The organism is Thermostichus sp. MS-CIW-37 (assembly GCF_054060065.1).
Map to the genome: position 1 here is coordinate 36,709 of NZ_JBSSCV010000010.1, position 15,286 is coordinate 51,994.

General features: G+C 58.8%; 16 protein-coding genes. 12 read left to right on the forward strand and 4 right to left on the reverse strand.

The genetic code is table 11. From position 1 onward, the window contains the following. Nucleotides 1-45: 45 nt before the first annotated feature. Nucleotides 46-267, reverse strand: coding sequence for a hypothetical protein (locus ACVWYZ_RS06270; protein WP_457466531.1), 222 nt, complete (start codon nucleotides 265-267; stop codon nucleotides 46-48). Nucleotides 268-391: 124 nt separating this feature from the next. Here ACVWYZ_RS06270 and ACVWYZ_RS06275 point away from each other — a divergent pair, with 124 nt between their 5' ends. The 5 genes from ACVWYZ_RS06275 to ACVWYZ_RS06295 all read left to right on the forward strand — a co-directional run bounded on the left by ACVWYZ_RS06275 (nucleotide 392) and on the right by ACVWYZ_RS06295 (nucleotide 4,123). After that, a complete protein-coding gene (locus ACVWYZ_RS06275) occupies nucleotides 392-1,036 on the forward strand; it encodes a DUF3038 domain-containing protein (protein WP_414408213.1) in 645 nt (214 codons plus the stop codon). A 61-nt stretch (nucleotides 1,037-1,097) separates the two neighbouring features. Further along, complete coding sequence (locus tag ACVWYZ_RS06280; RefSeq protein ID WP_457466532.1) at nucleotides 1,098-2,045, forward strand: DUF4335 domain-containing protein; 948 nt, start codon at nucleotides 1,098-1,100, stop codon at nucleotides 2,043-2,045. 398 nt (nucleotides 2,046-2,443) lie between these two features. Beyond that, nucleotides 2,444-3,481, forward strand: a complete 1,038-nt coding sequence (locus ACVWYZ_RS06285; RefSeq protein WP_457405402.1) for a CobW family GTP-binding protein — start codon at nucleotides 2,444-2,446, stop codon at nucleotides 3,479-3,481. A gap of 91 nt (nucleotides 3,482-3,572) precedes the next feature. Next, entirely contained in the window at nucleotides 3,573-3,899 is a 327-nt protein-coding gene (locus tag ACVWYZ_RS06290) for a hypothetical protein (protein ID WP_414329244.1), read from the forward strand. A 2-nt stretch (nucleotides 3,900-3,901) separates the two neighbouring features. Continuing rightward, nucleotides 3,902-4,123 (forward strand): hypothetical protein, encoded by a 222-nt coding sequence (locus ACVWYZ_RS06295; protein ID WP_457466533.1) that lies wholly within the window; start codon nucleotides 3,902-3,904, stop codon nucleotides 4,121-4,123. Between the two features lie 45 nt (nucleotides 4,124-4,168). Here ACVWYZ_RS06295 and guaA read toward each other — a convergent pair whose 3' ends face one another. Further along, on the reverse strand, nucleotides 4,169-5,719 hold the full coding sequence (gene guaA, locus ACVWYZ_RS06300) for a glutamine-hydrolyzing GMP synthase (protein WP_414331898.1): 1,551 nt from the start codon (nucleotides 5,717-5,719) through the stop codon (nucleotides 4,169-4,171). Nucleotides 5,720-6,139: 420 nt separating this feature from the next. Here guaA and ACVWYZ_RS06305 point away from each other — a divergent pair, with 420 nt between their 5' ends. From ACVWYZ_RS06305 to ACVWYZ_RS06315, 3 genes are all read left to right on the forward strand, one after another. Next, the gene (locus tag ACVWYZ_RS06305; RefSeq protein WP_414341740.1) at nucleotides 6,140-7,129 is read left to right on the forward strand and encodes a hypothetical protein; all 990 of its coding nucleotides are present in this window, start codon (nucleotides 6,140-6,142) and stop codon (nucleotides 7,127-7,129) included. Beyond that, nucleotides 7,126-7,908 (forward strand): 16S rRNA (guanine(527)-N(7))-methyltransferase RsmG, encoded by a 783-nt coding sequence (gene rsmG / locus ACVWYZ_RS06310; protein ID WP_457466534.1) that lies wholly within the window; start codon nucleotides 7,126-7,128, stop codon nucleotides 7,906-7,908. Before ACVWYZ_RS06305 ends, rsmG begins: the two co-directional genes overlap by 4 nt. 196 nt (nucleotides 7,909-8,104) lie before the next feature. After that, nucleotides 8,105-8,392 (forward strand): RNA recognition motif domain-containing protein, encoded by a 288-nt coding sequence (locus tag ACVWYZ_RS06315; protein WP_414329140.1) that lies wholly within the window; start codon nucleotides 8,105-8,107, stop codon nucleotides 8,390-8,392. Between the two features lie 68 nt (nucleotides 8,393-8,460). Here ACVWYZ_RS06315 and ACVWYZ_RS06320 read toward each other — a convergent pair whose 3' ends face one another. Beyond that, nucleotides 8,461-9,294, reverse strand: a complete 834-nt coding sequence (locus tag ACVWYZ_RS06320; RefSeq protein WP_457466535.1) for a metal ABC transporter permease — start codon at nucleotides 9,292-9,294, stop codon at nucleotides 8,461-8,463. 24 nt (nucleotides 9,295-9,318) lie between these two features. After that, nucleotides 9,319-10,080: a metal ABC transporter ATP-binding protein gene (locus tag ACVWYZ_RS06325; protein ID WP_414329141.1), complete on the reverse strand. Its 762-nt coding sequence runs from the start codon at nucleotides 10,078-10,080 to the stop codon at nucleotides 9,319-9,321. A 59-nt stretch (nucleotides 10,081-10,139) separates the two neighbouring features. On the opposite strand from ACVWYZ_RS06325, the gene ACVWYZ_RS06330 reads away from it, so the two are divergent. The 4 genes from ACVWYZ_RS06330 to ACVWYZ_RS06345 all read left to right on the forward strand — a co-directional run bounded on the left by ACVWYZ_RS06330 (nucleotide 10,140) and on the right by ACVWYZ_RS06345 (nucleotide 15,160). After that, nucleotides 10,140-11,105: a metal ABC transporter solute-binding protein, Zn/Mn family gene (locus ACVWYZ_RS06330; protein ID WP_457466536.1), complete on the forward strand. Its 966-nt coding sequence runs from the start codon at nucleotides 10,140-10,142 to the stop codon at nucleotides 11,103-11,105. A 72-nt stretch (nucleotides 11,106-11,177) separates the two neighbouring features. Beyond that, nucleotides 11,178-12,983, forward strand: a complete 1,806-nt coding sequence (gene aspS / locus ACVWYZ_RS06335; RefSeq protein WP_457466537.1) for an aspartate--tRNA ligase — start codon at nucleotides 11,178-11,180, stop codon at nucleotides 12,981-12,983. Nucleotides 12,984-13,202: 219 nt separating this feature from the next. Beyond that, entirely contained in the window at nucleotides 13,203-13,979 is a 777-nt protein-coding gene (fabI, locus tag ACVWYZ_RS06340) for an enoyl-ACP reductase FabI (protein ID WP_011432788.1), read from the forward strand. Nucleotides 13,980-14,011: 32 nt separating this feature from the next. After that, entirely contained in the window at nucleotides 14,012-15,160 is a 1,149-nt protein-coding gene (locus ACVWYZ_RS06345) for an AI-2E family transporter (protein ID WP_414341734.1), read from the forward strand. The last annotated feature ends 126 nt before the right edge of the window (nucleotides 15,161-15,286 follow it).

Consider the following 15,286-nt stretch of genomic DNA (forward strand, 5'->3'; position numbering starts at 1 on the left):
GGTCTGCCTGAGCGCTCAAGACAGCAGTCCTTGGTCATTTCGATTCTACGTTGGACGCGCTTTCCCCTCAGAGGACAGGGATCCTGCTGTTTGGGATAGGGCACCTTGTTTGCAGGGGTCATGCACAGGGTAGCTGCCAAAGAGCTTCAAGGTTTCGGCAATCGATTCCAGCGCCGCAATCACCTCGGCATCCAGATAGGGCTGGCCAACAGGATTCTCCAGATCGACAAAGACATAAGTCCCTGGCTGTCGGATCCCGTTAGCCAAGCCCTTGCCCAGAGCAAAGGCCAGAAAGTCTTTTTTTCCTGCAAGCGCGGGGGGGTAGGTTGCAGGTTTGGCTCGGACAAGAGATCATAGAGTTTCGTCAAAACCCAAAGCTCCCATTGACAGCGTGACGGTGGAACACAAGCACATTCAGTTAGACAGTCGGCCCGCTGGCCTGAGTACAGCCACCGGTACCATCAAAGCCCAGTTGGACTTGCTACTGCTGGGGCTGGAGTCCCTGAGCGGAGAAAGTTCCGAAGCGGTTCTGTCCGCAGCCAAAGCCCTCAACTTGGAAGAGCAGATTGGCGATCGGGTGACTCTCTGGCGACTGCGCAACGCTAACCCCTTGCGCCGCAGCAGCGGTGGGCGCAAAAAGGTGGATATCGAAGAGGCCCGTGCCCTGGTGATGGTGATTGCCTATCTGGCTGCTCAGCAACAAGCCCGTATCCGCAGCACCTTGGAGCAACTGGAAGCCGCTGTCGATCAAGAGCTCAGCCCCTTCCGTCAGCCGCTGGTGGGGGATTACTTGGATGAATTTCTCTCCCACTACCGCAGCCGCATGGTGGATGGGGATGTGCGCGATGAGAATAGCCTCACCGAGCTGGCCCTGCGCATCTTGATTGAGCTGATGTTCTACAGCAGCCCGAAGGGTGCTCAGCGCCTGTGGAAAGCCTTGCTCAGCCGTCCTGAGATGGATTTGCCTGCCGGCAGCGATCTGGAGGAAGAGGGGGTGGCCCACAGCTCCGGCCCCGATGCCTCACCCTCTTCTTGAGGCAGTTTTGTCAATTATCGCCTCTGTAGCCCTCTACCCGTGTTGTTCGCCCGCAGTTGCCATGCCCAACCTTACCCTGGTTAGCCACACCTATCAACAGCCCACTTCTACGCTGACTGTACGGGGAGAAGCCCCTGCCGATTCCAATTCTTCAGACTCCTCTGCAACGCCGCCGCTGCAAGCCATCCAGCGCAGCTTCGAGTGTCAGTTGGAAATCCGCCAGGGGGAGACAGTCAAAACTTTACACGGCGATAACGTTTGGCTCAACGATTTGATCACCGTAATCGACCGCTACGTGGGATCCCACTTGAGTGGGGAACCCAAGGGAACCTTCAGCGGTACCGTGGCCATCCGTCCGCTTGATTTTATTTTTCATCGTCTCACGGTGCGCCAAGGGGAAGATCGCATCGCGCAGGTGGATTTGTCGATGACGCAGTTGTACGACCTGCTGGAGAACCTCTCCCAGGTGGCGGATGACATTCCCCAACTGGCCAATCTGGGAACTCCGGTGACGCGGGCTTGGTATCGACAGCCCACCGGGATCGCTGCCCTGCTGGTGGGCGGGATCGCAGTTGTGGCCGGTGTTGGGATCTGGGCCAGCCGCACCCCCAGGGATCCCACAGCTTCCCCTTCCCCGCAAGAGCAGCTCACCATCCCTGCCTTGACGGGTCAATCGCAGCCTTTGGCTACATCCCTCCAAGAATCTGACCCAACAGCGGGAAGAGAGGCAGCAGGGGCGGATCCCCTTTCCCGTCTGCGAGACATTTTGGCAGAGCAGTGGCAGTCTCCCCCCGATTGGCCAGAGAGCTTGGTCTACCGGGTAACGGTGGATAGGACGGGATCCCCCCTGGCCGCCGAGCCGGAGGATGCGCTGGCCCGGGAGCGTCGCGCCGAAACCCCCTTTGCCAACCTGCCCGATCTGACACCGGATCCCTTGCCAACAGGCGCACAACAGTTCCGCGTCAGCCTAGAGCCGGGCAACCAGGTGGAAGTAACCCAGAACAGGTAGGCATCCCGACAGGCCAAGCTGGGGTGGGTCAGCACTATAGTCTACCTAGGGATGTTATCGATAGTCACTTCAGGTTAGGGTGAGACCCGTGGGCCACTGAGAACAGCTCTCTGGCCCCCTGCGTTCAACGTTTTAGGTGTTGGGTGCATTGTCCCAGTTTGAATCGAAATAACCCTACTTTCAGGGCCAGGGGATTAGAGGAAGCGATCTGACCCTGGAGGATTAAGCCGGAAAGAGAGAGACCATCCAGTTCAGACAGCCAAGGCTGCCGCCAATGCCGAGGCGCAAAGGCTCTACTGATCGCATCTGAAGGGTTTAATCGGCTTCAGACAGCTAGGGCAATGAGGACAAGAGGATAAAGTGGAAGAGTTCCCTCTATATCGGATCGCTGCCACTCTATGACCGCAACCATCGAAGTGCCTAAGCGAGGCTTACCTGTCACCATCATCACAGGTTTTTTGGGCAGTGGGAAAACCACCCTTCTCAACCACATCCTCAACAACCAGAAAGGGATGCGCACAGCGGTGCTGGTCAACGAGTTCGGCGAGATCAGCATCGATGCGGAGCTGATCGTCTCCAGCGAAGAAGACTTGGTGGAGCTGAACAACGGCTGCATCTGCTGCACCATCCGGGACGACATCGCCGAAAGCGTGTTGCGGTTGATGGAACGTTCCGACAAGATCGACTACCTGGTGGTGGAGACTACGGGATTGGCCGATCCCTTGCCGGTGGCCCTCACCTTTTTGGGGCCAGAATTGCGAGATCTGACGCGGCTAGACTCGATTATCACCCTGGTAGATGCCACCAACTTTGCCCCCGATCTGTTCAACAGCGACGTGGCCTATAGCCAAATTGCCTATGGAGATGTGATTCTCCTCAACAAAATCGATTTGGTCGAGGAAGCCGAGATCGAGCGTCTGGAAAAACGCATCCGCGAGATCAAAGAAGATGCCCGCATTTTGCGCACCGTCAACAGCGCAGTTCCCCTGGAGCTAATCTTGGATACCGATTTGTTTCAGGCCAGTTCCTTGCCCCAAGAAGAAGCCCATGATCACGACAGTCACGACCACCATGACCATGAGCACGATCATGACCACCACCACTCCCATCACAGCCACATCGAGGCTGACGGCTTTAACTCCCTAGCCTTTGAGAGCGATCAGCCCTTCTCTTTGGATGCTTTCCAAAATTTTCTCAACGAGTTGCCCGATGCAGTCTTTCGTGCCAAAGGGGTGTTGTGGTTCGAGGAAAGCCCAGAGCGACATATCTTTCACCTCAGCGGTCGGCGCTATACCCTCAGCAGCGATGAGTGGCCTCGCCAGCCCAAAAACCAGTTGGTGCTCATCGGTCAGCGGCTCGATACAGCCCGGTTGCGGGAAAAACTCCAGGCCTGTATTGCCCGTCCGGCCACGCGGGGTCGAGGGTTTGGTCGCTGAATCAGGGATTGGCGGCAGTCCAGGCTCAAAACAGTCGGGCAATGTTCCAGCAGCCTCGATCATGAAGCCCTGAGGTGATGGCCCACTCTCCATGTCCGACATCTTTGTGATGATCCGCAATCAGGCCAACAACGCGCTCACCTCCATCGATGGGATCCCTTTTCTCAGTTTCCTGGAGCGAGAGGGGCAGTTGATTGCAGAAGAAACCATTGAGTTGATCTATGCGGACGCTGGATTTGATGACCTGCCAATTGGAGAATACACTGTGGGGGTACGGCATGAACGGGTGGAACCCCCGAAAGCCACCTGCCCGGTAAGCATTACCTCTGAGGACGAGGTTGTTTTGGTAACATTTGTTTACCTTGAGCCCGAGCGGGTTCTGCTGACTATTCACGTCTCTGTGGAGAAGAGGTTGTAGCTATGACTGTCAAGGTCATCCCATCGCGCTCGATCAAAGCCTTTCGCTATCGGGTGTTCTGTTTGGGACAGGATCTCTGGAATGCCCGGGATCCGATTAGCCGTGCCAACCTTGCTCTGCAACTGGCGGATGCCGCTACGACTTTGGCCCGAATGGAAGTCCAAGCCGCTCAGCCTTTTGGCTCAAGCCCTTCCTATTCCCTGCCGGAAGCTGGCCATAGGTAGCCATCGATCCAGCCGGGAATCGAGGCCAGACGCAAGGGATCCCGCCTACTCCCACTCGATGGTGCCAGGGGGCTTGGAGGTGATGTCGTAAACCACGCGGTTGATGCCGGGCACCTCGTTGACGATGCGGTTGGAGATGGTGGCCAAGAGGTCGTAGGGAACTCGCGCCCAATCGGCGGTCATACCGTCTTCGCTGGTAACCAGCCGCACCACCACCGGGCAGGCATAGGTGCGCTTATCCCCCATCACCCCCACCGACCGCACCTCTGGCAGCAGCACGGCAAAGGCTTGCCAAAGTTTGGGATAGTAGCCGGAGCGGTTGATCTCCTGCCGCACGATCATGTCCGCTTCTCGCAGGGTTTCCAGCCGTTCTTTGGTAACCTCGCCTACAATGCGGATGGCCAGCCCCGGCCCCGGAAAAGGATGGCGGCCCACAATCTCTTCCGGCAGACCCAAAGAGCGGGCCAGTTGCCGCACCTCGTCTTTGAAGAGCTTGCGCAAAGGCTCTACCAGCTTAAAGCGCAGATTTTCGGGCAGGCCGCCGACATTGTGATGGCTTTTGATCTTGACGGCAATGCGTTCTCCAGTAACCGGATCCACATGGGTATTGGCAGACTCGATCACGTCTGGGTAGAGAGTGCCTTGGGCTAAGTACTCAAAAGGACCCAGCCGCTGGGATTCTTCCTCAAACACGCGAATAAACTCTGCCCCAATTCGTTTGCGTTTTTCTTCGGGATCGGTAACCCCCTGCAACTGCCGGAGAAACCGCTCCTGGCCATCCACGTAGTGGACGGGAATGTGAAATTGCTCTTGGAAAAGGCGCAGCAGCCGCTGGGGCTCTTCCTTGCGCATAAACCCTTGGTCGATGAACACGCAGGTGAGCTGGTCGCCGATGGCCTTGTGCAGCAGAAAAGCCAAAGTAGAGCTGTCTACCCCCCCCGAGAGGGCCAACAGCACCTTCTTATTGCCCACACGGGCACGTACCTCTCGAATGGCTTCCTCCAGAAAAGCTGCCGTTGTCCAGGTGGGCTCGCAACCGCAGATGTGATAGACAAAGTTGCGGATGAGAAAGGCGCCAGCCTCTGAGTGGGCCACCTCCGGATGAAATTGCACCCCGTAGAGACGACGCCTTGGATCGGCAATGGCGGCACAGGGGGTGTTGTCGGTAGAGGCCAAGGTGTGAAAGCCCGGCGGCAGTTCGGTAACCGAATCCCCGTGGCTCATCCACATGATGCTGTTTTCCGGCAGGTTGGTGAGCAGGTCGGTGGGATCCAAAATGTGCAGAGCGGCACGGCCATATTCCCCCTTCTGGGCTGCTTCCACCTTGCCCCCCAACTGCTGCACCATGAGTTGCATGCCGTAGCACACCCCCAGAACCGGGATCCCTAGGTTCCAAATCTCGGGGTCACACACCGGAGCGGCTGGCTCATACACCGAGTTGGGGCCCCCGGAGAGGATAATGCCCTGCGGTTGCAGTTGCCGCAGTTGCTCAGCAGTGGTGCGATAGGAAAGGATTTCCGAATAGACGTGGGTTTCGCGAATGCGGCGGGCAATCAGCTCAGAGTACTGGGATCCAAAATCGAGAATGACGATCATCTGGCGCTGCACTTCGAGGGGGGAAAGGCCGGAACTGGGAGGAGATGCAGAAGGGATCACAAAACCTGGCACAGTGCACAATAAAAAAGCCGGTCCAAGAGACTAGCTTGGCTATGGATACGATGGATACGAAAGAAACATTAAGGGCTCTTCCATGGTAACAGGGGTGGAGAGCTTGCACGCGGCTGCCTGCTCTAAAAAGCCTCTGTCAGGCTTGCCGAGAAAACAGCGCTTCTCGGAGGAGTCTCGCCGAAAAACCGCCTGATGAGCCCCTGAAAAAGCTGGCCACCGGCTGGGCATGACTCCCGCCAACAACGCAATACAGAAGCCAGATGACCTAGCAAAGTTAAGACTTATGATCGTGAAGGAGCGCTCCAGGCCGGTGGGGGTATTGGTAGGGATCCGCAGTGCCATTTTTTTATGTCGATTGTTGCCGAGTCCTTTCAAACCTATCTGCGCCGCCGCCGTCGTCTTCTAGCCCGCCGTCTCAAGCGACAGCAGGGCTGGGTCGTGGTTTTGGCTCTGCTGGCTTTGTACTTGCTCAGTTGGGATGCGCTGGGCGAAGATGGGTCACTATCGCACCTGTGGAGGGGACAACCCCTGTGGCTGGTGTTGATCCCGCTGTTGGGGGGAGGGCTGTACAGCTTGGGCGCCGGGGTGATCTGGATGCTGCGCCAGCGCTGGTCTGCCCAGCTGTTGGCCGAGATGATCAGCTTGCCCCATTTGACTTTGGCTGCCCTGATCTGGCTGGGGTTAGCCGTTTGGGGAGAGCACCTTTCGCCTTTCCTGTTGCGACAAAAAAACCAATTGTTGGCGGGCCTGTTGATCAGTTGGCTGTTGGCCCAGGGGTGGAGTTTTTTCCAGACAGGTTGGGTAGTAGAGGCTGGGCAACTGTGGGCCGACTATCTGCAGGAGCTGCGCGGTTCTGTATTACAGCCCTGCTACCAGCGCCTGGAAACCTGTCGTCTTTCGCTCCATCTTTACCACGCCATTTGGCAAGACCTGCAACTGGAAGAACTGGAGGCCCAGCACCTAATTCAACTGTTGTCTGAGTCGTTGCTGCCGCTGACCCTGCCCCTCAAGGTCTATGCTCAGCGGGTTCACCATTGCTGTCAGCAGTTGGCAGCCCTGCTGGCGCAAATGCAGGAGCGGGTAGAGCGGTTGGAGCAGGTGCTTTTGAATGTAGAGCTGGAGTTGGCCTCTCATCAGTTGCTTCAGGCTCAGCCGCAGCCGATTAACTTGCTGGCGGAAGATTGGGCCAGCTGTCAGGAGCTGGATTTGCAGGAGTTGGTTTGCTTAAACCAAGAGCTGCTGGGCACCGACCGTTCTTTGCAGGGCTTGACCCAAGAGCTGAAAGGCTGGGCCGACAGAGCCATCCCCGCTGGATTGAAACTGGGATCCCTGGGATGAAGAAGGCTGACGCTTCTTCCTCTGAGCCCCCACAGCTCAAGACGCTGTGGGAAAGCTGGCTGGCGGAGCTGGGTTGGCAGCCTTCTGAACAGCAGCAGCAACAACTGCAACAGCTCTATCCCTTGGTGATGGCCGGAAACCGAACCCAGAACCTGACCCGCATCACCGATCCCATCGACTTTTGGGAGAAACACCTGTGGGATTCGCTGCGGGGCCTGCGCCTGCTGGGATCCTGGGAGGCAATCCAAGCTCAGCCCTGGCGGGGGATCGACATCGGCACTGGGGCAGGGTTTCCAGGGATCCCGGCCCAAATTGCCCTGCCTCAGGCCAGCTTTACCTTGCTGGACAGCACCCAACGCAAGATTGCCTTTGTGCAGGACACCTTGCAAAGGCTCTCTCTCACCCAAGCGCGGGCGGTGGCTCAGCGGGCCGAAATTTGGGGGCAAGACCCGCAGGAACGGGGCAGCTATGATATTGCTCTGGCCAGGGCCCTGGCCTCGGCGGAGACCTGCGCCGAGTATTGCCTGCCACTGCTCAAGGTGGGGGGACGCGCCATCCTCTATCGCGGCCATTGGACCGAGGCAGAAGCCCAAACTTTGGAGCAGGCCCTCAAGATCCTGGGCGGAAAACTGATCCATGTAGAAGCCTTCACCACACCCCACAGCCGTGGGGTGCGCCACTGCCTACTGCTGGAGAAAGTAGCCCCCACGCCGCCTCCTTATCCCCGCTCTCCCGGCACTCCCAAACGCCAACCGTTGGGCCAAAGTAATCGCCCATGAAGGTTAGGATCCTGAGTTTCCATCTTGCTACAAAAGCTTCTCCCAATTCTCGGACAAAAAGCTGGAAGGATGGCTTTGCAAATGCCATTGGGAAGACTAAGATGTGGTTGGCATGAGGTTCGGATTGAGCGAATGGTTTAACCAGGTGAGCCTCCGAACTGAACGCTAAAGGGTAAGGTTCGGAGTTTGCTACACCATGACCATTTTTGTAGGTAATTTGTCCTTCAAGGCCAGCGAAGAAGACCTGCGACTTGTGTTCGCCGAATACGGCACCGTTAAGCAAATTAAGCTGCCGGTGGATCGGGAGACTGGCCGTAAGCGAGGTTTTGCCTTTGTGGAACTGGAAAACGAAGCCGATGAGCAAAAGGCCATCGACGAGCTGGATGGCGCTACTTGGATGGGCCGGGATTTGAGGGTCAACAAGGCGTTGCCTCGGCAGGCCGGTGCAGGCGGCAGTCGGGATGGCCGCTCTTCCCGCTTTTGAGTTAACATGCATCTACCCTTTCTCAGATGAGGTTTGAGCCAGGGATCCCGACCTGCGATCCCTGGTTTCTAGCGCGTTCCTGAGAACACTCTGCCCAGAAAGGCCAGGCTAAACCAGGCGGAGGCCACCAGGACGATGGCCGGGCCGGAGGCCACATTGAGGTAGTAGCTGGCGTACATCCCCAGCAGGCTGGCGCTCACCCCAAATAGGGATCCCAACAGCATCACCTGGTGCAATCGAGGCACCACCAGATAGGCGGTTGCCGCTGGCGTGATCAGCATGGCCAACACTAAGAGCACGCCCACTGCCTTCATGCTGGCCACCAACGTCAGGGAAGTGAGCACCATCAGCCCCCACCCCAGCCGCTCGGTGGGCAGGCCGGCTGCTTTGGCCCCCAAGGGATCGAAGCTGTAAAAGGTCAATTCCTTGAAGAAGAGGGCCACTAACCCCAACACCAAAAGGGTGATGCCCACCACTGTCAGCACATCGACAGCATTCACCCCCAGGAGGTTGCCGAAGAGGAAGTGGTTGAGATCGATGCGAGCCCGCCGTTGGATCAAAGTGATCAACAGGATCCCCAAGGCAAAAAAGGCCGAAAAGACGATCCCCATGGCTGCATCCGGCTTGAGGGGGCTGGCGGAGCGGATCCATTGAATTAAGAGGGCGCTGAGGAGACCGGCCACAAAGGCTCCCACAAACAGGTTGAGGCCCAGCATGTAGGCAATGGCCAGGCCCGGCAGCAGCGAATGGCTGATGGCATCCCCCAGCAGGGCCAAGCTTTGCACCAGCAGATAGCTGCCCACCACCGCACAGAGCATGCCTACGGCCACCGCCACCAGCAGAGCCCGCTGCATGAAGGCAAAACTCAAGGGATCCGCCAGGCTGTGCCAGAGCCATTCCATAACGTTGTTGACCTCAAACTCTCCCTAGGCAGCTGAGTCCAGCAGCAGGGCTCGGCCATAGGCCCGCTGCAACACCGCTGGCTGCAACACCTCCCGCGGGGATCCCTGGGCAATTAAGACACGGTTGAGGAGGAGCACTTCGTCGAAGTAGGCCCGGGCCTGCCCCAAATCGTGGTGCACCACCATCACGATGTGGCCGGCATCTGCCAGCTCCCGCAACACCTGGAACAAAATAGCTTCGCTGGGCTGGTCGATCCCGGCAAAGGGTTCGTCAAGGGCGTAGATCTCCGCTTCTTGCGCCAAGGCCCGCGCCAGGAACACCCGCTGCTGTTGTCCCCCCGACAGCTTTCCAATGGGGCGATCCCGGTAGGCCCCCATCCCCACCCGCTCCAGGGCTTGAGCAGCCCGCTGCTGCCCCTTTTTCCCGATGCGGCGAAACCAGCCAGCAGCTCTCACCTGCCCCATCAACACCACATCCCACACCGTGGCGGGAAACGACCAGTCGATGGCCGAGCGCTGGGGTACATAGGCCACTTGCTCTCCCCACAGCGCTTGCCCACCGTAGCGCACTTCCCCCCGTTCCAGCGGCACCAACCCCAGCAGCGCTCTGAGAAACGTACTTTTGCCGGCTCCGTTGGGCCCAAGGATGCCCGTGAGGCGGCCCGGCGCGATTTCAGCTTGGATCCCTTGCAGCACCTGCAGGCTGCCGTAACGCACCGTCAGATCCCGCACCACCAGGGATCCCCTGGCCGGACCAAGAGGGAGAGGAGGAAGTTGCTTTTTCATTTTGTTTTCATTTTCGGTAAGTCCAGTGTACCCTAAAGGGACATCTAAACCATGAAACGATGATCAAAAGTCTTGTCTTCCTTTGGGGGCGGCGCCGTTGGGTAGCGGCCTTCGGCTTGGCAATAGGACTCTGTCTCGCTGACGGGAACGGCAGTTTTCTGGCCTTGGCCGGTTCGGGATGGGCGCGTCCCCGCGTTGTGGCTACCACTACGTTGATCGCCGATTGGGTAGAGCAGGTGGGCCAAGATCGCATCCAGCTCACCAGCCTGCTGCAGCCGGGAATGGATCCCCACATCTACGAGCCGGCACCGGCGGATGGGATGGCCCTAGAGCGGGCAGACTTGGTGTTTTACAACGGCTACAACCTGGAGCCGGGGTTGATGCGCCTCATCGAGGCCACAGCCCAACAGGCGCGGCGGGTTGCCTTGGCCGAGATCCTCGATCCCATCGTCACCAATGAGGAGGATGGGATCCCCACTCCCGACCCCCACGTGTGGGGCAATGTGGAAAACGTCATCCGCATGGTGGAGCGCATCGCCCAAGAGCTGGCGGAACAGGTGCCTGGCGAGGCGACCTTCTTCCAAACCAATGCTGCTGCCTATCGAGCAGAGCTGGAGGAGCTTCATGCCTGGATTGGGGAGCAAATTCAGACCATCCCCCCTCCCAACCGGGTTTTGGTGACCACTCACGATGCCTTTGCCTACTACACCCAAGCCTACGGCCTGAAAATGGGGGGATCCCTGCTGGGGATCAGCACCGAAGAACAGCCCAGCGCCCAGACAGTGGCCCGCTTAGTGGAGGAGATCCGCGCTCTGCGGGTGCCGGCTATCTTTGCTGAGACCACCCTCAACCCCGCTCTCCTCCAAACGGTGGCCACCGAAGCCGGGGTCAAGGTAGCCGAACAGAAACTGTACTCGGACTCTTTGGGGGAGCCAGGCAGCGGCGCCGAAACTTACGTTGCCATGATGCGCCACAACACCTGCACGATTGTGGTAGCCCTGGGCGGATCCCCTGAATGCTCTTGAGAAGCTGAGTCGAGGCAGGAGGTCTGAGTTTTGTATGATAGGGGCTCAGACCCTTGTTCTCTCACCTCTTCCATGCCTGCTGTCATCCATCGCCCGGCCCGCACCCTCTACTGTGGCGAAGTCCGCCCGGCCCACATTGGCCAGACCGTCACCCTCTACGGCTGGATCGACCGCCGCCGCGACCACGGGGGGGTGATCTTTCTGGATTTGCGGGATCGCTCTGGCATTGTGCAACTGGTGGCGGATCCGCAGAAAACTCCGCAGTCATATCCACTGGCGGGGGAAGTGCGCAACGAATATGTGGTGCGGGTAACGGGAACTGTCCAGCAACGGCCCCCCGACTCCTTCAACCCTCGCCTGGCCACCGGCGAGGTCGAGATCTACGCCGAACAGTTGGAAGTGCTCAGTCCAGTCGGCAAGCAGCTCCCCTTCAGCGTCTCGGGAGAAGAAGCAGAGGAAGTGCGAGAAGAGATCCGCCTGCGCTATCGCTACCTGGATTTGCGGCGGGAGCGCATGTCCCGTAACCTGCAACTGCGCCACCGGGTCATCCAGGCCATCCGCCGTTTCCTAGAAGACGAGGAGGGCTTTGTCGAGGTGGAAACTCCCATTCTCACCCGCTCCACCCCAGAAGGGGCCAGAGACTACCTGGTGCCCAGCCGCGTCAACCCCGGCGAGTGGTTTGCCCTGCCGCAGTCGCCCCAGCTCTTTAAGCAGCTGCTGATGGTGGCTGGCGTGGATCGCTACTACCAGATCGCCCGCTGCTTTCGGGATGAGGATCTGCGGGCAGATCGGCAGCCGGAGTTCACCCAGTTGGACATGGAGATGAGCTTCATGGATCAAGAAGGGATCCTGGAGCTCAACGAGCGACTGATCTGCCATATCTTCAAAACTGTCAAAGGGATCCACCTGCCCCGTCCCTTCCCGCGCCTGACCTATGCCGAGGCCATGGCCCGCTACGGCTCCGACAAGCCTGACACCCGCTTTGGGATGGAGTTGGTGGATGTTTCGGAGGTGTTTCAGGGATCCCGATTCAAAGTCTTCGCCAAAGTGCTGGCTGAGGGCGGTTTGATCAAAATCCTGCCAGTGCCCGGCGGCGATGAAAAGATCTCCAACACCCGCATCAAACCAGGCGGGGATCTGTTCAAGCTGGTCACCCAGTATGGGGCGGGCGGCTTGGCCTTTATCCGGGTGCGGCCCGACAGCCTCGATACCATCGGCGCCCTGAAAGAGAGCTTGAGCCCCGAGCAGGAGAAGCGGTTGCTGGATCTCACCCAGGCCAAGCCAGGGGATCTGTTGCTGTTTGGGGCAGGGCCGGCGGCAGTGGTGAACGAGTCTTTGGGCCGGCTGCGGCTGCACCTGGGCCAGGAGCTGGGTTTGATCCCAGAGAACGCCTTGAATCTCCTCTGGATCACCGACTTTCCCATGTTTGAGTTCAACGCCGAAGAAAATCGCCTGGAAGCCCTGCACCACCCCTTTACCGCCCCCCACCCCGATGACTTGGCCGACCTGAAAACGGCGCGGGCCCAGGCTTATGACCTGGTGTGGAACGGCGTGGAAGTAGGAGGGGGATCCCTGCGGATTTACCAGCGGGAAATTCAGGAGCAGGTTTTTCAAGCGATTGGCCTCACCCCCGAACAGGCGCGGGACAAGTTTGGCTTTTTGTTGGAAGCCTTTGAGTATGGCACCCCGCCCCACGGCGGCATTGCCTACGGCCTGGATCGGCTGGTGATGTTGCTGGCCGGGGAAGATTCCATCCGGGATGTCATCGCCTTTCCCAAAACCCAGCAGGCGCGATGTTTGCTCACCGGCGCTCCTTCCAGCGTTGAGGCGAAGCAGCTCAAGGAACTGCACGTTGCTTCCACCTATCAGCCCGGTTGAGGGAGGTATCTTCCAACGACCACGGGTGCTCGATGATTTCGGCACGGGTAACAGGGCTGCGGAGATCCAGCAGACAATATTCCTTTTCAACCAAAAGGACTTTCATTGTGGAAGCCGGGCCTTTTTAACGGGAGTTCAGGAGTGCCTGGGATCCCTTCTCCCAGCCCCAGCTCCCACCTGTGGGAGGATAGAAAGGAATACACCCCTACTTTTTTTGCCATGCTACAGCTGACGGGAAAGAAAGCCTTGGTAACCGGCATTGCCAACGAGCGCTCCATTGCCTGGGGCATTGCTCAGCAACTGCACAAAGCGGGGGCCAGCCTAGGGGTTACCTATCTGCCGGACGAGCGGGATCGCTTCAAAACCAAAGTTCAGCAACTCACGGATCCCTTGCAGCCAGATTTTCTCCTCCCCTGCGACGTGCAAAGCGATCAGCAGATCAGCGATCTGTTTCAGGGGGTAACCGAAAAATGGGGTCAGGTCGATATTCTGGTTCACTGCCTGGCCTATGTCAAAAAAGAGGAGCTGAGCGGCAACTTCAGCGATATCTCGCGGGAGGGGTTTGCCCTGGCTATGGATGTGAGCACCTACTCCCTGATTGCCCTCTGCCGGGCTGCCAAGCCCCTACTGAGATCCGGCAGCAGTGTCCTCACCTTGACCTACTTGGGAGGAGTGCGAGTGGTGCCCAACTACAACATGGCTGCCGTCACCAAAGCGGGCCTGGAAACCTGTGTCCGCTACCTGGCTGCCGAGCTGGGCCCTGCCGGGATCCGGGTGAACGCCATTTCTGCCGGCCCAATCCGCACCTTGGCCTCATCGGCCATTTCCGATTTTCATGCCATGCTGCATGCTGTGGAGGAGAAAGCTCCCCTACGGCGCAATGTCACTCAAATAGAGGTGGGCAATGTGGCGGCTTTTCTGGCCAGCGACCTGGCCAGCGGCATTACCGGCCAGGTGATCTACGTGGATAGTGGGTATAGCATCCTGGGTTTTTAAGCGCTTTGGGATCCCTTGGGGATGGCTCCGGCATGAATCGCTTCTCACCCTTGCAGCGGTTGCTGCTCACCTGGATCTTGATCGTCATCAGCGGCTGGCTGGCCATACAGGTGGGTCGGCTGTTTGGGCATTTGCTCACCACCATCCTGACAGCGGCGGTGCTGGCCTTTTTGCTCAACTACCCGGTGCAGGTGCTGCGGCGCTATCGGGTCAGTCGGGGTTTGGCGGTCACCCTGGTTTTTGCTCTCTCGGTGGTGCTGCTGGTCTTGGTGGGGATCGCCGTGGTGCCGGTCTTGGCCAAGCAAGTGGTGCAGCTGGGGGCGCGGATCCCAGAGTGGGTGGACACCTTACAAAATTGGCTCGACCAGATTAGCCTTTGGGCCGCCGAGCGCAACATCAACCTTGGCCAGACGGAGCTGGTCAATACCCTTCTCAACCGCCTGCAGGCCAGCGCCGAGAAAATTGCCGGCCAATCCCTGGATCTCCTTCTGGGTACGTTCAACCAGGTGATCGACTTGGTGCTGGTGCTGGTGTTGGCCCTCTACATGCTGCTCTACGGGGGCCAGTTCTGGCAGGGGTTGCTCAGCCTCTTCCCCAAACCTTGGGGGCCGCGCATTGGCGAAGCCCTAGCCCTCAGCTTTCAGAACTTCCTCATCAGCCAGTTGGTGTTGGGGTTCATCATGGCCCTGATGCTGGTGCCGGTTTTTGGGTTTTTGCGGGTACCTTTCGGGCTCCTGTTTGGCCTGCTGATCGGCCTGCTGGAGGTCATCCCCCTGGTGGGGGGGGTGATTGGCATTGGGGCGGCGGCGGTGTTGCTGGCCTTTCAGGACATTTGGCTCAGCCTTAAAGTGGTGCTGGTTTCCCTGATCGTGCAGCAGGTGAAGGATCGGGTCATCGCCCCCCGCCTGATGGGAGAGCTGATCGGGCTAAATCCAGTGTGGATCTTGATTGCCCTGTTGGTGGGGGCGCAACTGGGGGGCATCCTGGGCGTGATCGTCGCCATTCCCCTCAGCAGTGTGGTGAAAAGCCTTTACGAGATCGCCCGCTCTGCCGACCTGGCCGCCGAAGATGGGTTGGGTTCCGGTGTAAAAGGATCCCCGCAAGGGCTCCGTCCGAGTAGCGCCAACGGCGAACCCCGCCGGGATCCTACCCTGCCCAAGCCGGAGACCCAGCAGATCTAGCTGCTCCAAAAGGGAAGAGGCTCTGCCCATGCGATTCAGGCGATCGCGTTAACCGGCAGGCAAACAGAGGCTCAATCCTGGTAAGCCCAGTTGCTGGGCTATCGATGGCCACCCTTGTCCTCAGGG

What these genes read in the sequence shown, in the direction of transcription:
- ACVWYZ_RS06280 (WP_457466532.1), top strand. Translation starts at nt 1,098, where the DNA reads ATGCCCAACCTTACCCTGGTTAGCCACACCTATCAACAGCCCACTTCT.
- ACVWYZ_RS06285 (WP_457405402.1), top strand. Translation starts at nt 2,444, where the DNA reads ATGACCGCAACCATCGAAGTGCCTAAGCGAGGCTTACCTGTCACCATC.
- ACVWYZ_RS06290 (WP_414329244.1), top strand. Translation starts at nt 3,573, where the DNA reads ATGTCCGACATCTTTGTGATGATCCGCAATCAGGCCAACAACGCGCTC.
- ACVWYZ_RS06295 (WP_457466533.1), top strand. Translation starts at nt 3,902, where the DNA reads ATGACTGTCAAGGTCATCCCATCGCGCTCGATCAAAGCCTTTCGCTAT.
- guaA (WP_414331898.1), bottom strand. Translation starts at nt 5,719, where the DNA reads ATGATCGTCATTCTCGATTTTGGATCCCAGTACTCTGAGCTGATTGCC.
- ACVWYZ_RS06305 (WP_414341740.1), top strand. Translation starts at nt 6,140, where the DNA reads ATGTCGATTGTTGCCGAGTCCTTTCAAACCTATCTGCGCCGCCGCCGT.
- rsmG (WP_457466534.1), top strand. Translation starts at nt 7,126, where the DNA reads ATGAAGAAGGCTGACGCTTCTTCCTCTGAGCCCCCACAGCTCAAGACG.
- ACVWYZ_RS06315 (WP_414329140.1), top strand. Translation starts at nt 8,105, where the DNA reads ATGACCATTTTTGTAGGTAATTTGTCCTTCAAGGCCAGCGAAGAAGAC.
- ACVWYZ_RS06320 (WP_457466535.1), bottom strand. Translation starts at nt 9,294, where the DNA reads ATGGAATGGCTCTGGCACAGCCTGGCGGATCCCTTGAGTTTTGCCTTC.
- ACVWYZ_RS06325 (WP_414329141.1), bottom strand. Translation starts at nt 10,080, where the DNA reads ATGAAAAAGCAACTTCCTCCTCTCCCTCTTGGTCCGGCCAGGGGATCC.
- ACVWYZ_RS06330 (WP_457466536.1), top strand. Translation starts at nt 10,140, where the DNA reads ATGATCAAAAGTCTTGTCTTCCTTTGGGGGCGGCGCCGTTGGGTAGCG.
- aspS (WP_457466537.1), top strand. Translation starts at nt 11,178, where the DNA reads ATGCCTGCTGTCATCCATCGCCCGGCCCGCACCCTCTACTGTGGCGAA.
- fabI (WP_011432788.1), top strand. Translation starts at nt 13,203, where the DNA reads ATGCTACAGCTGACGGGAAAGAAAGCCTTGGTAACCGGCATTGCCAAC.
- ACVWYZ_RS06345 (WP_414341734.1), top strand. Translation starts at nt 14,012, where the DNA reads ATGAATCGCTTCTCACCCTTGCAGCGGTTGCTGCTCACCTGGATCTTG.